General features: G+C 46.0%; 14 protein-coding genes. 8 read left to right on the forward strand and 6 right to left on the reverse strand.

What is annotated here, in order from left to right; translation table 11 throughout:
- Position 1: 1 nt before the first annotated feature.
- The gene (locus ACZ50P_RS16160) at positions 2-499 is read right to left on the reverse strand and encodes an FBP domain-containing protein (protein WP_464132344.1); all 498 of its coding nucleotides are present in this window, start codon (positions 497-499) and stop codon (positions 2-4) included.
- Positions 496-1611, reverse strand: coding sequence for an NADH:flavin oxidoreductase/NADH oxidase (locus ACZ50P_RS16165; RefSeq protein ID WP_464132346.1), 1116 nt, complete (start codon positions 1609-1611; stop codon positions 496-498). The genes ACZ50P_RS16160 and ACZ50P_RS16165 overlap by 4 nt, the downstream gene beginning before the upstream one ends.
- A 201-nt stretch (positions 1612-1812) precedes the next feature.
- On the opposite strand from ACZ50P_RS16165, the gene ACZ50P_RS16170 reads away from it, so the two are divergent.
- The 3 genes from ACZ50P_RS16170 (at position 1813) to ACZ50P_RS16180 (ending at position 7461) form a co-directional block, all read left to right on the forward strand.
- A complete protein-coding gene (locus ACZ50P_RS16170; RefSeq protein WP_464132348.1) occupies positions 1813-3066 on the forward strand; it encodes a DUF1554 domain-containing protein in 1254 nt (417 codons plus the stop codon).
- A gap of 80 nt (positions 3067-3146) precedes the next feature.
- On the forward strand, positions 3147-4412 hold the full coding sequence (locus ACZ50P_RS16175) for a DEAD/DEAH box helicase (protein WP_464132350.1): 1266 nt from the start codon (positions 3147-3149) through the stop codon (positions 4410-4412).
- A 139-nt stretch (positions 4413-4551) separates the two neighbouring features.
- Positions 4552-7461 (forward strand): RCC1 domain-containing protein, encoded by a 2910-nt coding sequence (locus ACZ50P_RS16180; RefSeq protein ID WP_464132352.1) that lies wholly within the window; start codon positions 4552-4554, stop codon positions 7459-7461.
- A gap of 63 nt (positions 7462-7524) precedes the next feature.
- On the opposite strand, the gene ACZ50P_RS16185 is transcribed toward ACZ50P_RS16180, so the two are convergent.
- Positions 7525-8520, reverse strand: a complete 996-nt coding sequence (locus ACZ50P_RS16185) for a PAS domain-containing protein (RefSeq protein ID WP_464132354.1) — start codon at positions 8518-8520, stop codon at positions 7525-7527.
- A 136-nt stretch (positions 8521-8656) separates the two neighbouring features.
- The gene (locus ACZ50P_RS16190) at positions 8657-8857 is read right to left on the reverse strand and encodes a tautomerase family protein (RefSeq protein ID WP_464118780.1); all 201 of its coding nucleotides are present in this window, start codon (positions 8855-8857) and stop codon (positions 8657-8659) included.
- A 112-nt stretch (positions 8858-8969) separates the two neighbouring features.
- Between ACZ50P_RS16190 and ACZ50P_RS16195 the strand changes: the two genes are divergently transcribed.
- Positions 8970-9512, forward strand: a complete 543-nt coding sequence (locus ACZ50P_RS16195; RefSeq protein ID WP_464132356.1) for a flavin reductase family protein — start codon at positions 8970-8972, stop codon at positions 9510-9512.
- A gap of 27 nt (positions 9513-9539) precedes the next feature.
- Here ACZ50P_RS16195 and ACZ50P_RS16200 read toward each other — a convergent pair whose 3' ends face one another.
- A complete protein-coding gene (locus tag ACZ50P_RS16200) occupies positions 9540-10154 on the reverse strand; it encodes a DUF938 domain-containing protein (protein ID WP_464132358.1) in 615 nt (204 codons plus the stop codon).
- 170 nt (positions 10155-10324) lie between these two features.
- Between ACZ50P_RS16200 and ACZ50P_RS16205 the strand changes: the two genes are divergently transcribed.
- The 4 genes from ACZ50P_RS16205 (at position 10325) to ACZ50P_RS16220 (ending at position 13615) form a co-directional block, all read left to right on the forward strand.
- The gene (locus ACZ50P_RS16205; RefSeq protein ID WP_464135224.1) at positions 10325-10564 is read left to right on the forward strand and encodes a helix-turn-helix domain-containing protein; all 240 of its coding nucleotides are present in this window, start codon (positions 10325-10327) and stop codon (positions 10562-10564) included.
- 83 nt (positions 10565-10647) lie between these two features.
- Positions 10648-11580, forward strand: coding sequence for a hypothetical protein (locus ACZ50P_RS16210; protein ID WP_464132360.1), 933 nt, complete (start codon positions 10648-10650; stop codon positions 11578-11580).
- Between the two features lie 27 nt (positions 11581-11607).
- On the forward strand, positions 11608-12477 hold the full coding sequence (locus tag ACZ50P_RS16215; protein ID WP_464132362.1) for a GIY-YIG nuclease family protein: 870 nt from the start codon (positions 11608-11610) through the stop codon (positions 12475-12477).
- Positions 12478-12583: 106 nt separating this feature from the next.
- Positions 12584-13615 carry an SIR2 family protein gene (locus ACZ50P_RS16220; RefSeq protein WP_464132364.1) on the forward strand — a complete coding sequence of 344 codons (1032 nt, stop codon included), beginning with the start codon at positions 12584-12586 and terminating at the stop codon, positions 13613-13615.
- Positions 13616-13936: 321 nt separating this feature from the next.
- Here ACZ50P_RS16220 and ACZ50P_RS16225 read toward each other — a convergent pair whose 3' ends face one another.
- A complete protein-coding gene (locus ACZ50P_RS16225; RefSeq protein ID WP_464132366.1) occupies positions 13937-15130 on the reverse strand; it encodes an SMEK domain-containing protein in 1194 nt (397 codons plus the stop codon).
- Positions 15131-15168: the final 38 nt, after the last annotated feature.

A 15168-nucleotide genomic window follows, 5' to 3' on the forward strand; every position in this document is an offset into this window, starting at 1 on the left:
ATTAGCTCTCGGGCTTATAGTTGCTGATTCTTTCGAACAACTTTTCCATCCGATAATAAAGCTCAGCGATGTTTTTGTCCGGATCTTTCCCGGCAAGCATCGCATTCTCTTCGATCTTATCAATGCAGCTCAGATCCTGACAGACGAAATAAGAAGTGCTGACTTTTGAACTGATTGCGACCGACAACAAACCAATTTCCTCGGTCGAACCATAGGCATGGCACCAACTGCAAAGTCCCCCGGTGGGTTCTCCACTGCTGGCCGTTCTTTTAAAGGCAACGCCTCTAGGCAAATCCCAGTTCGGCAATTTAAAAACCAGATAGGTATAAACTCCGGATGGATCCTTCCAGGTCATGTAAGAACGAACGCGAAAAGGAAATCGAAGCCGTTCAGGGAAAATCAGCTTTTTCTGATCACGGGGACGAAATGACTTAATCAGATCTGCTTCTGAGTCGATGGCAAATTCATTTTCTTTTTGATAGCTGTGGTCTGCACTCATCTTGACTCCGTGATATCAGATTGAAGAAGGTTCGTAAACCCTCTTGGTTGTGAGCGTAAATACTGCGGCGGGCACTTCACAGAAGCATTTAATTTTGCAGCCGCATGCCAGGGCCAGTGGGGATCATACAGCACAGCCCGGGCAAGTGCGATCGCGTCCGCCTTGCCTGCCTGCAGAATCTCCTCGGCCTGTTCGGGCTCTGTGATCAGACCCACGGCAATGGTTTCAATTTGCGCCTCGTGTTTGATTTTCTCCGCAAACTGCACCTGATAACCAGCTCCCAAAGAGATATTCTGTTTTGGATCAAGTCCACCGGAACTAACATGAATGGCCGGGCAGCCCAGCTCTTTTAGACGTCGGCTGAACTCGATGCCCTCTTGCAAGGTCCATCCCCCTTCAACCCAGTCCGTGGCAGAGATGCGCACCCATACAGCGACATCGTCATCAACCGCTTCGCGAACGGCAGCAAACACCTCTAACGGGAAGCGCATGCGATTTTCTAAACTTCCGCCATATTGATCCTGGCGTTTGTTTGAAAGTGGAGAGAGGAACTGATGGAGCAAATATCCATGAGCCGCATGAATCTCGATTCCCTGAAAACCCATGCGGGACGCTCGCTGGGCAGATTCGACAAAGGCTTTTTTAATAAGGGCGATATCCCCAAGAGTCAGTTCCACGGGAGGATGATCCCCTTCATGGAACGCTAAAGCTGACGGAGCCACTGTCTGCCAGCCGTGATCTTGCGAAGGAGCAATCTGCTTGCCTCCAAGCCAAGGCTTTTCCGTCGAAGCCTTTCTGCCCGCGTGCGCCAGTTGAATCGCCAATGGCATAGAGGTGTAGCGACGCACTTCTGTGATCACATTTTCCAAAGCAGCTTCACAATAATCATCGTAAAGCCCCAGGTCCCCCCACGAAATACGTCCCTCGGGAGTCACCGCCGTGGCTTCAAGGATCAACAAACCTGCGCCGGAATGAGCAAGAGATCCTAAGTGCATAAGATGCCACGACGAGGCCTGCCCGTCCTGTGCGCTGTACTGGCACATGGGTGCAATCACGATGCGGTTTTCAAGTTCAAGACTGCCCAAGTTCCATTTTTCAAAAAGCTTTGCCATCTGTCCTCTCGATCTGATGATAATTTGCTCATAGGTCACCGGGGATGACAAGACGGACAGCTCCCAGGACATAGGTCCAAGTCGCACGACCCGACGTACTACCGGAACGATTCAACATTCAGCAAACCCCTTCAGTTCATCACAAGATTTTGCGAGCATCAAAAAATGAACAAATTTCTATATATTTTTCTCGCATTCATTATGACAACGACCACTGTCGGCTCCCTGACAGCCTGTGAAGCCAAGAAAGAGCCCGAAGAAGAACTTCCCAGCACGGGGGACGGCGACACAGGGGGCGGTGGAGGTGATAATGGTGGTGTCACTCCCATCACCACCCAAGAAAACTTCCGCATTATTTTTGTGACCACCACAGAGGTGAATGGCTCAGGAGCCTCCTCGGGTACCGGTTCTGGATTGGCCTCCTTCGACGCCCTTTGCGAAACCGAACGAGTGGCCAAAGGGCTTCCGGGTGTTTTCAAAGCCCTGATCTTCACAACGAACCGTCGCCCCTTGGGATCAGACTGGATTCTGCGCAAAAACAAAGAGTATCGCCGCGAAGATCTGACCACCGTCATCGGCACCGCGGTCGATGTTCCCGCTGAAGGAGTCAAATTCGACTTCCCAGACACTCCCCTGACAAACACCATCACGGCGGCCACCAAATATGTTTGGACAGGATTCAAGAATGACTGGACTGCCTCGGACATGACTTGTTCCAATTGGACCACCTCCGACTTTGACAATACCAGCGCCACCATGGGTTCTTACGGCAAGTCCTCTATCAAAGAGGAGCTTGTGGATCTGGGTTGGACCCAATACCAAGGTGGACCTCTGTACTATGATCACGACGCCAATTTGCTGGCGTGTTCGGCCAAGCACCCCGTTTACTGTGTACAGACCCGCCAAGCCCCACCCGCAGGAACGCAGAAGATTCTTTTCCGGTCTGTGACGACCCGTCAGGGCAATGCGGGACTTTCGGGTTTTGATTCTGCCTGCGCGACAGACGCGACAGCCAAAGGGCTGAGCGGGACTTATAAAGCCGTGATCGGCGCCCGGGATCCGGGTGACTTCAGCCCGACCCCGGCGATCCTTCGTGGGCCTTGTTCAAGCCATGACTGCGACAGTGCCACCGGCATGTCTGAAGCCGTCAACTGGGTGCTTTTACCAAATACGATCTACGTGAATGAAGATAAAACTTATCACTATGGTAAAACCAACGAACACGGCGTTTTCAGCGGAGAGCTGGAAGAGCACCTGCCCACCACCGACACTTGGACGGGCTTAACCACTGGCTGGATCCCGTACACGACTGATAACTGTATTAATTGGACCTATCAGCAGGCTGACGGCAATGGACGTGTCGGAACAGGCACCTCTTTAAGCTCGGGCACAGCGATTTCCAGCGGCGTGAGTGCCTGCAATCAGAGCCAGCACCTGCTCTGTGCCGAGCAATAAGCCCGATAAATTTTCCAAGAAGGCCCTTGAGGCCTTTTTCCTGATCGAATCCCGGGGCCATCCGTGTTAGGGTCGGCCCCATGAATAACTTCGCAAATTTCGGCCTTTTACCTTCCCTGATCAAAACCCTGACTGCAAAACACATCACCAAACCCACGGAGATCCAGAGCAACACCCTGCCACTGCTTATGAGCGGCCAGTCCGTTGTCGGTGTTTCTGAGACAGGAAGCGGTAAAACACTGGCTTACGCTCTTCCTATGCTGCATCTACTGAAATCACTAGAGGACAGCGACCAGCCTGTCACAGCCGAATCTTCTCCACGCGCCATCGTCATGGTGCCAACACGCGAATTGGGTGAGCAGGTTTCAAAGGTATTTAAAACTCTGACCCACGACACTCGTTTAAGAGTGCGTCCCGCACTGGGTGGCATGGCCATGGAACAAGCCCGAAGAAACACTTCTGGCATGTTTGAAATTCTTCTGGCGACCCCTGGGCGTCTGGCGCAGTTGATGGACATGGATAAGATTGATCTTAAAGACGTGCGTATGCTGGTCTTTGACGAAGCCGATCAGATGATGGATCAGGGCTTTTTGGCGGATTCCAACAAGGTTTATTACTCTTGCCCGAAGGATGTCCAGTTGGCGCTTTTCTCGGCCACGATTTCCCCCTCCGTGCAGGATCTGATCAATGATCTTTTTGCTGACGCCGAAGTCATTCGCAGTTCTGGCAGTGGCAAGGTCGTCAAAAGCCTGACCACCAAAAACCTGATCGTGAAAGATGGTGATCGCTGGGCCCACCTGGATAAACTTTTAGCCCAAAAAGTCGACGGCGGAACCATTCTTTTCACCAACACACGCGAACAATGCGACAAACTTGCAAAAGATCTCGAAGCAAAGGGGCACGAAGTGGCTGTCTATCGCGGCGAAATGGAAAAGAATGATCGCAGGGCGAATCTTAAAAAGTTCGCCGACGGCAAGATCAAACTTCTGGTGGCTACTGATCTGGCAGGCCGTGGCTTGGATATTCAGAATGTCGACCGGGTCATCAACTTCCACCTGCCTAGACAAATGGAAAATTATCTTCACCGTGCCGGCCGTACCGCGCGTGCGGGACGCAAAGGGACCGTCATCAATCTTGTCACTGAACGTGACGAGCTTCTGATCAACAAACTGGAAGGCCGTGGCGGGAAAAGGGACATTGATTCTTCAAAATACAATTCCCACCCTCGCGCTAAAGCCAAAGCGGTTGCTGTAAAAAAACCGGCCGCGACAAAGGCACCTGCTAAAATTAATCCGTTCAAAAAGCCGAAGAAAAAGCTGGGTTTCCAGCGTCCGGCAGCGAAGTAGTCCGATCGGGCGGTCTAAATTATGGCCGCCCTGCAATACAGGAAAGACCTCCTCTTGAGGCTCGCAACAGCGAAACACATTTTTTAGGTTAAAACACATTTTACTTTAGATCAAGATTCGCTCTCCCGAAGAGTTTCTTGTGGAACTTTTCAGAACCGTCGTCCTCTGGGCCTCTTTATTTTATTTGGTACTGGGCAACCTGGGCTGCTCTTTGGATGCTTCCATTGTGGCTCAAATTGGATCACAGATTAATGATGGCACAACCGAACCCTCGTTCGTTGTCTCAGGAGTTCCCGCGCAAGCTACCATAGATAGCTCATCCATCTTGCAAGTAACAAGCTCTCAGTACACTCACTATGCTTTCCAATTCGGACCATTGCCACTGGACTGCTCTGATCTTTCAGCATATTCCAGCGCCGTCGAGGTCTCTTCAACAAGCACCCTCAGCCATACCACAGATCAAAGCTATCAGCTATGTGTAGCCCCAGTTCAGGACAATCTGATCGATGGGTCGAAAGCTGTATCAAAAGTGTTTGTGCGAGACACCTCCCCAGCCATCATAGAGCTAATGAATTTTGATCAAAAGTTGTCGAAAACAACCAGCCAGATCACGATCACTTTAAAAATCGACACTGCGAAACCGTATGACGTGCCCGTGTCATTCAACTTCTACGGATCAGACATAACAGCCCACAATAAAATCATTCCCCCTTTGGAAATTCTTTTCCCGGCCAATCAAACCGTTCATAACGTCACTGTTCCCTTAGTTTCTGAAGGACATCCCCAGTTTGGTCCTCTTGAAAAGGACCATCAGCTTCTTTTCAATGTCACCGGAAGCAGCTTGAAAAACATCTCGGTCGGTCGGGTCGGATCGGCTCGATATATTCTTTCCAACAGAGCTGAACAGCGGCGCTATGTGGATGTCGAAGCTTCTCTTAATCACACTTGTGCCCTCGATACCAACAACCGACTTTACTGCTTCGGGGCCAGCACCAAGGACTTCCTGGGAACTTCTAGCGATGCCAACAGCCCACGCGAGGTGGATTCTAACCTACGCTTTATCGATATCGCTGGCGGCTATGATCATAGTTGTGCAATCAGAACCGATGGCCAGGCCATGTGTTTTGGAGTGACCAATAATCCCGCCTGTGGAACAGGTGCTAACCCCAATGACTGCCAGACTCCCACACTGGTTCAAGGTGGACTTCAGTTCACCGAGATCGACGCTGGCACTCAAACGAACTGCGCCATCGAACAAGGGACAAATCTTCTTTATTGCTGGGGTAACAATACCAACAATATTGCCTCTCAAACCGCAACCGCATCCCTGGGTGCCCCAACACTCTATGATGCCACGATCCAGTTTAAAAAAATCAAAGTGGGCGACAAACATGCCTGTGGAATAGATTCCAACAATAAAATTCTTTGCTGGGGTGCGAATAACTACGGTCAGCTTGGGACCGGGAACACCACAGCACAAAGCACCCCGAACTATGTACTACCGGGCACCAGCTTCAAAGAGATCGCCAGCGGAGCTGATTTTAGCTGTGCAATTTCCATCGACAATGAACTTTACTGCTGGGGTCTTTACTTCCACGAAAATCCTTCAGATGCCACTGACGCCAACTTACAAAGTACGTCGGCAACTAAAATTCATGCAGGCACCTTTTATGACAAAGTTTTCGCCGGACGAAATCATCTTTGCGCACGCAATATGAACGACCACGCATTGTATTGCATGGGGGACAATGGTTTTGCGGATCTTGGTACTGGGAGTGGGGTTTATCACTCAACACCCACACGGATGCTTGGGGATCATCAATTTGTAAAATACGATTTCGGAATCGGTCACGGGTGCGGGGTCAGTACCGAGCAGGAACTTTTGTGTTCGGGCAATTACAGCAACGGGCAAACCGGACAAGCGCGATCCGGAGATCAAATATTGATCACCCCGAATATTCTTTTGCCCTCGCTGAAGAAAGTCACTGTCGGCGGGTTTTCCACCTGCGCAATTGACAACAATGACAACGCTCTTTGCACGGGTCCGAATGACCGCGGCCGTATTGGAACTGGCTCCCAACATTGGCGCCCGACCTTCTTCCCGATAGTTTCCCCTTGGAAGTTCAAAGAACTTACCAGTGGAGAGTCTTTCCATTGTGGACTTTCTTTTGACGGGACCGCCTACTGCTGGGGGCGTAACTTAGAAGGTCAGATAGGCGATGGCACCAAAGACCTGCGCCTGATTCCGACAGCCGCCCTTACCAGTGAAAAATTCACGACGATTGTTGCTCACCGACGCAGTGTCTGCGCTCTTTCGACGAATCAAGATGTGTATTGCTGGGGATTGAACGTTTGGGGTCAACTCGGTACAGGGGACTTCACAGAAAGGCTAATTCCCACAAAAGTCAGTGGCACCGATAAGTTTAAGTTTCTGACGGCTTCATTCGCCTCTACCTGTGGTGTGAAGACCGATGATACAATTCGTTGCTGGGGTGGAAACTCGGGAGCCCTGGGGCTGGGGGCTGATACTGCGGATAAGTCGATTCCGACCGTACCGGGCTGGAGTACACAATATGATCAAGTTGCGATTGCCATACAAAATGCCTGTGCCATTCGCAAATCTGATAAACGCATCGAATGCTGGGGACAAAACAGCCAGTATGAACACGGCAATGGAACAACAACGGCCAGCACCGTTCCCACTCTTATCAACAGCACCGAGACTTTTGCAAAGATCTATGGCGGAACGAACAACTTCTGCGCAATAAGCACAAGCCAAAAACTTATCTGTTGGGGCTACAGCTACTATCATGATATCGGCAAAGGTGTCTTGGATGCTGGATCTACCTTTTCAAGCTATCAGACCAACCCGACCGAATTAATGCCTTCCGAACGCTTCGTGAACGCCTCTGTACAAAAAGGGCACAGCTGTGCCGTCACCACTTCAGGAAATTTGAAGTGCTGGGGCGGAAACGTTTATTCACAAATGGGAGATGGTTACATCCAGGCTTCTGCCCGAGCACCTGTCTATGTGCTACGAGATGATTAGTGCTTCCTGTCAGATTCAATTGTAGCAAAAAATTCATTAAGCTTATTGATCTCTGCCACCGGCTTAGAGTGGCATAACACTTAGGGACACTTTTCCTAATGAGATCACCAGTCCCTGCTGGTCCAGGATCGGGAAGATTGTGGACTGGTGTTTCACCGCGACTCCCCGGATCACAAGAACTTCCTCGAAAGTCATGGATTTCAGAGTTCTATGCACTTCTTGCTCTTTTTCAAGGATTGAAGTGACAGATTCCGGAGCCATAAAATTCCGGGAGTTTTGACCAATCAACAAGTCTCTGCGAACCCCCACGGCGCTGGCAAAGGACGTGTTGCAGCTTGTGATCATGCCATTGTTATCTTTCACCACTAACAAAAACGGTGAAGCATCCAGAATCTGCTGGATACGGTTTCTAAAATTCCGTTCCTCCGTCACATCCCTGGCAGAAGCGAACCTGACTCCAAGCTCCGTATCTGCGGCGGCACTCCAGCTTAAGGTTCGGTAACTGCCATCTGCGGCACGGTAGCGGTTTTCAAATCCAACCGTGCGGACGCCCAGATTCAGGGTTTTAATGTTTTCCCGGGTGGCTTCCTTGTCTTCTGGATGAATAAATTCAAAGAAAGGTGTGCTTAACAAAACCGCTTCACTGTATCCCAAGGTGTTCACAAGGGACTTGCTGACTTTCTTAAGATGACCGTCTTTCCCGGCGACAGCCATCAGATCGCTGGCAATCGAAAAAAAGCGATCCAGGGTGATCTGTGAATCCTCGGTTTCCGCCAGGCGCGCCAGCAGTCTTTCGTATTCTTTCTGAGTTTTCGCGGATTCAAGATTGGATAAGTGACAGGTGGCGATCCCAAAGCAAGCCAAAGCTGGGATCATGACGATAAAGGCAACTATTTGAATGGTGCTGATTTCGGGAAGGGCCAAACTTCCGATAACAAAAAGAGCCGACAAGAACAAAATGGCAACTAATGATCCCAGGGTAAGTTTGTTCTGAAGCTTCCAGAAACTAAAATACTCTGATGATTTTATCTTTTCACGCAAGTCCAATGAGATCCTCACAACCCATTCGTTGGATGATATACAAGCCCGAAGGATCATTCAAGAAAACTGCGCAAACGGACATGAGGGGCTGGCTGCACCAAAGTCGTGACGGGACTGAGCCCAATCTTAACTTCGCATTTGGTTTCGTCAGGGGCTATTTCTGTCTTTTCTTCCATTCATCCGTGGGCAGCCCTTCAAACCCCCAATCCTCGTCCGCAATTTCCTGAATGACGATATGGGTGTGCTCTGGCTTTTTGCCAAGGACTTTCACCAGAGACTGGGTGATATCGGCGATGATTTGCGCTTTTTGTTCTTTAGTCGCGCCCTTTGTAATCTGAACATTAACGTAAGGCATTGATCCCCCGGCGAATATCTGAAGCTATATATCTGTAGAACTCTATTGCGCTTTGTTTAAAAACACCAGTCCAAATCTTGACGCTCAAGTTGGCGGGGCGTCTGATTCTGCTATGAAGAAAATGGATCTTCGCAAAGCATTTACTCTTATCGAGCCCGGCCCGGTAACTTTAATTACCACAAGTGACGGCGGCAACAATAACATCATGACTGTTTCATGGACGATGGTGGTGGACTTTACACCTAAATTTGCCATGACCACCGGTCCCTGGAACTTTTCTTACAAGGCACTAGCGAAGAATCGCGAGTGTGTCATTGCCATACCGACTGTGGATCTGCTGGATAAAGTGGTTGGCGTCGGCACTTGTTCCGGCAAGGACACTGACAAGTTTGATCAATTTGGATTTACGCCTGTTAAGGGGAAGTATGTCGAAGCCCCCTTAATCAAAGAATGTGTTGCCAACATTGAATGTAAAGTCGTTGATATCATCAAGAAACACGACATCGTCGTGCTTGAGGGAGTGGCCGCTTACTTTGACACCTCACGAAAAGAAAAGCGCACCCTGCATGCCGTAGGTGATGGCACCTTTGTAGTCGACGGCAGAAAGTTTGATCGAAAGAAACAGATGCGCTCGAAGCTTGTGGGCATTTTTTGAAAATGACCACCCCGTCCATTTAAGGATTCACTTCTTTCTGACGAATTTAAGCCTGCGGAACAGCAGCATGCGGTTGTTCGCTGGCATTTCGTAGTCTTTTACAAACTCAAAGCCATTCTTAAACATCGCCGCCAGGACATCTTCGAAGTTACGGATGCCACTTTGTGGGTCCTTTTCACGCAGGGATTTATCAAACTCTTCATTGCTGGGGGTTGTGAACTTGCCGTTATAGTTGAACGGCCCGTAGATCAGTACCTTCCCGCCTTCTTCCAAGCGGCCCGCAATCAGTTTGATAAAGGTCTTACACTCTTTCCAAGACATAATATGGAAGGTATTGATCGTCAGAATCACGTCGAAAGTGCGAATTGGAAAGTCGTCTTCTCCGACGACCATACGGAACGGGGTTTTGATGTTCGGAATCCCGCTTTGCTTGATACGCTCTCGAAGCATCGGCAAATTGTCGGCCACTTCGGTGGGGGTCCATTCCATCTTAGGGAAAAAGGGTGCCAAATAAACCGCGTGTTGGCCCGTGCCCGCACCAACTTCAAGCAAGTTGCGATCTTCGGGACGAAGGACTTTCTTAAGAACTTCCAAAATGGGCTCTTTGTTACGATCAGCGGCGGCAGAGAATGGGAGTTCCATAGGAGTTCCTTTTTTTAAGATAGCAACTTGAGGCATATAACCTCTATTTTCAATCTTTCTATTACTAAATATGAAAGGGCACTGAAAAATCTCCTACAGTCGATAGGATCTCAAAAATGCTTTGAACAAAAAGCGCGGCCGGTGCACAGATAAAAAAGATCCTAAAGCACATTAGAGGTCATTTGAAATTGTCCCAAAGAGACTTTGCAGAGGAGCTTCGGGTGTCCCCAGCTACGGTAGCGCTTTGGGAAACAGGCAAGAGGAACCCACCAGGTCCAGCCCTAAAACTGATTTGGATGTACTTGCAGGCGGCAAATGAGATTCAAATTTCAAGCTACGGCAATCGAGGACACTCTGCCTATTTTTGGTGCAAGACCTTGAGAGTGAAATACAAACATCTAGTAAAATAGACATTAATCTCAGTATCATCGGTCCCAGCTTTTCCTAGACCTTATCTGGTAAAGTATTTTTTGTTTTTTCCGAATATTGCTTTATGAGCAATGATCAAAACGCCAAAATTGCAAAAGACCAAATTTTAACGCTTCAATCACTTCTTGGTAAACTACCTGGCCCCACGGCTCTTCAAACGATTGGTCGCGCCTCTTGCCATGTCTTAAAAAATGAACCCAAACTTTTGCTCTCCGATATTCTGACGAAGGATTTAAAACCTAAGTGGAACGCAGCAAAAGATCTTGGGAATGGGGCCAAAGCTTTCGGAAATAAATTAACAACTTATTTCGCAAACGTAAAAAAACAAAGTGAAGATAATGGCATTAAATCAGCTCTTTCCTACATGAAGGAAGACATTAAACAAACATCTGCAAATGCTAAAGAAAACACTCTTAAGACCCTCGAAGAAACTCCAAAAACAATAAAGCAGATTCAATCATCCCTAATTAGTTTTTCGGATCAAATTGTTTTAAATTACCAATCTTTGGAAACAGAAGAGGAAAAGGGAGCTTACCTCTTCAAATTAACCCTATATTCTTCACTCCTCGGAGTTAGTTTCTATTACGGACATGAGCTACCTGATTATGACTTTGCTCTTTGGGGAGCCGGAGCACACCGAAGCTTTTTGTCTCATAGTGCTCTTCCTTTCTTAACCGTTAAGGCGGTCGCTACTGCAATATTGCGATTACTGGAACGCTCTGATTTACATCTCCAGCGAGATCCTGCAGCGTTAGCTTTATCAGGGGAAATGCAACAGTGTCTAAAACTACTCGTTTTCGGATTTGGCGCAGGAACAACATTCCACTTATTGGTAGATGGCCTTGTTCAGACCGACGGAACGATTCGACTCCATGGCATCTTCGATGGTAAATCTTCCGGCAGCATCATTTCAGGAACTAGAATTGATGATATGGCATACACAACCCTCATGGGTCTCTTTAGTGGCTATGAGACAAAAAAAGTCTCTGTCGGATAAACTCGAAAAACGTCAATAGGATCCTTTATGGCTAGTAAATCGTTGAAAATTTTTGTTACAGGCGAATCACCTAGGTCTTTAAAAAAAATCACTCTTTTTAATTGGTCTGGTTTTGCTTTCCTTGGGACAAGGACCCATAAAAAACAAATTGAACAAAGAGAGGAATTAAGTGGCACTGGTCTTTACTTCCTATTTTCAGATCCAGAAGATGGAATCGTAAAGATGTACATTGGCGAAACCGATAATTTCCATAATAGGATAAAACAGCATATTATAGATTCAGATAAAGAATGGTGGACTCATTTCATCGTATTTCAAGCCAACGAAAATTTGAATAAAGCCCACGTGAGGTTCTTGGAAAAGTACTACTGGGAAGTGGCATCTAAATCTCCTCAAATCGAGGTAAAAAACAGTGCGCCCGCCAGTGGCGCTAACTTATCTGAAGAAGATCGAGCTGATCTAGATATTTTCAAAGACAATATTCTTTATATTTTAGAAGCACTCAATCTCGGATATTTCCAAACTAACGGAAATAAACAAGTTAAAGAGTCAAATGGCTTTTTTTACACAACAAATACCTTGGCCAATCATGATGTCTGTGCGCTCATGGAAAAGATAGATGATACTTATATTTTAAAATCTGGATCGCACATCTGCTTAAAAGCGAAAGATAGCTTTCAAAATAATCATGGTTCTTATTACCAAAAATGGAAGGAGCTGGTCGACTCCGCCGATGTTAAAAGAATCAATGATGAGCTGGGTGTGTTGCAACGTGACTTAGAATTCACTTCTCCATCTGTCTGCGGCGCCTTGGTTAAAGCTAGAGCTACAAATGGACTAACAGCATGGAGAAATAAGGAAACTGGCAAAACTTTAAAAGAAGAGCTTGGCGAATAGCAGCCAATAAAGAAAGAACACAATCCATCCTTAGCAAAGTACAATTTTTAAGATCAAACTTATTTAACTTCATCACAAATGAAACCTAAACGTCGGGAGTCGTAAGATGGGCATTGATAAATCTCACCAAAAACTTCTCATTATTGGTGCCGGCGCCTCATTTGGTGCAAGAATGTCACATGCCGAAAGGCCGCCTCTAGGGAAAGATCTTCTATCGTTCATAAAGGAAAAAATTTTCTATTTGAAATCACGATATTCAAGCGCCCTTTTTTACTTAGGGCAACATTCGAATGTTGTTGAGGACCTTCTCAAGACTAACAAAGAACAAAATTTTGAGAAATTTATCGCAACTCTTGATAGAACAAGTCGAGAGTCTTTACATAGAGTTCTTCAGATACTGTTTTCTGATTTGTCAGATGATAAATTCGATTTTGGTTTTAATGAACGGCAAGATGACTACGACACTCTAGTAAAAATGATGAGAGTAGAATCACCACTCAGTTGGTCAGTCGTGACTTTAAACTACGATATACTTTTTGAACAGGCCCTAAAAAGATGCGGAGTTGAATTCCATTACCCTCAATTTCCTAGAGTACTTGGGCAGGCAGAAAAAGAGGGCGTAAAAATCTATAAGCCTCATGGTTCAATAAATTTTTTCTGTAAAGCTGACATTAGAATTTCATACGGTAAAGAGCCTGACCATAATGGCCAACCAAGTTCTTTTAGAACAGCCAAAAATGGTGATTTGATTGTCGAAAATCCAATTCAATTTTGTGGAGGTATTGACTCAAAAGATATCATCCACAAAGCAACAGAAGGGACACTTTCGCCGGTAATTGCAAATTTCACAGAAGGAAAGGAGGCAGACTACAATCTCTCATCCCTTGAAGCTGTTAGATCTGACGCCCTGATGATCGCAAAGGAGTCTTCATTCACAATCGTCATTGGCATAAATCCGAATACTTCTCGTGTGGACGATGAATTGGTGTTCAATATGCTTCGAAATCTTAAAGAAGATCTCTATATTTCAACTTACGGTAAGGCCGATGAGGATGCATATAGACGTCTATTTCCAAATGCACTGATTGATGGGTGTGGCTTGGATACATTTCTTAAGAAAATAAAAATCTTTACGTAGTCCTCCACCCCAATAGCTACGGCCATAAACTACAATTCCCTGCAAACCCCGTGACTTAACGTGATTTAGCATGACAACAGAACAAGTGCTTCCGCGAATCAAATTTATTTAAGTCATTAATTTCACTTTGCATTTCTGATTTCTCCCCGTTTGAAAATGGTGGAGGCGAGTCGCGAGTTATCGAAACTTCCTCCAGGGCCAATCTGAAGTCTATCTACTTGAAATTACTCAAGGGATAGAGGCCCAAGATTGAAAGAGATCTGCTTTCCCTACGCTATTGGAGGAACGGAGGACAATTAAGTTTCTTCCATCACGTTGTTCTTATGATCTATTTTCTTTGATAAATTTAATTTTAAGATCTGGAAATTCCTGTTTAAGCTCGTCAGCGATCTCCTTCTCTGTCTCTTCGATCGCAATTCCATATCCCTGATGTGATGACGCCAAATTCCGCAATTTTTCAAGTTTGGTCGAATTGTGACTTACGCTCTTCTCGGTGTCATAAGTAAGAAATACGACTTCACAGTCCGAAACTAACTCTTTTGTGCCAATCTCGCTCTCCCAAATTACACAATTTTCTATGGGTGATATATCACATATCCATTGAGCAAAAGAAATTGACACCACATTCTTAGACATTTTATCATCGTACCTATATTTCAATGTAGCTGCATTTCTCATCTTTCGCTTAAAATAGCTTAGATAAATCTTCCTACCGAAGTTCCTGCCATCTTTACTATCAATATACTTCACTTTCTTTGGATTAAATTCCTGTCCATCATCCATAAATATAATGCTATTTACACCAACTTGAATTTCAACTGATTTTGCTAAACCATGCCTAAATGAATTTTCCGAAATTTCTTGCAGCAAGGATCTTGTCATAGAAGCGAAGCCTGAATCCAAAAGATTAACTAGTGGATGAGATTTAAATAGGCTAGCTATTTTGGAACTATCTTCCTTGCAACGCAGATCCAAAGATTGAGGTAAAAAAATGGGAAGCCTTCTCTTTCTGAAATCAGGGGTAAAATCTATTTTAGTATAAAGTTCAGCATCAAGAAATTGGCGAATTAAAACTAGAACTTCAATTCTCAATTGAGCAAGTTCTGCAATTAAGTCTTTTCTCTTCAAAGTTTTGATTTTTACATCGTGAAGAATCTCCTCATTCTCATAGTGCGGATCTCCTATACTTAAAAGATGTAGATTTTGATACTTTTCATTTAATTTATGCTTAAAGAACATCTCGACAGTTTCTTTATACTTGGTCTTATCAAGGCTTGAAGTGACCTGTACGGAGGTCTTTAGGTTCTGGGAAGCCAAATCAATTGCCGGAAAATTTGCCCTTAAGTAATTTGTATTCAGAAAATCTCGTCCATATATTAGCGTAAAGAGGCAAGCATAAAAGTCCTCCGCAAGCTTGGCTCTATCGAGCATAAAGAGATCGTTGCTTGAAAGGACCTTACTTTCAAAAATATGCAGATCTTCTGAAATTGACTTTAATAGTTCTTCACGATTCATTTTGATTCCTGATCTCTAAAATTAATAAAACAGATTCT

This window comes from Bdellovibrio sp. CKG001 (assembly GCF_055397465.1).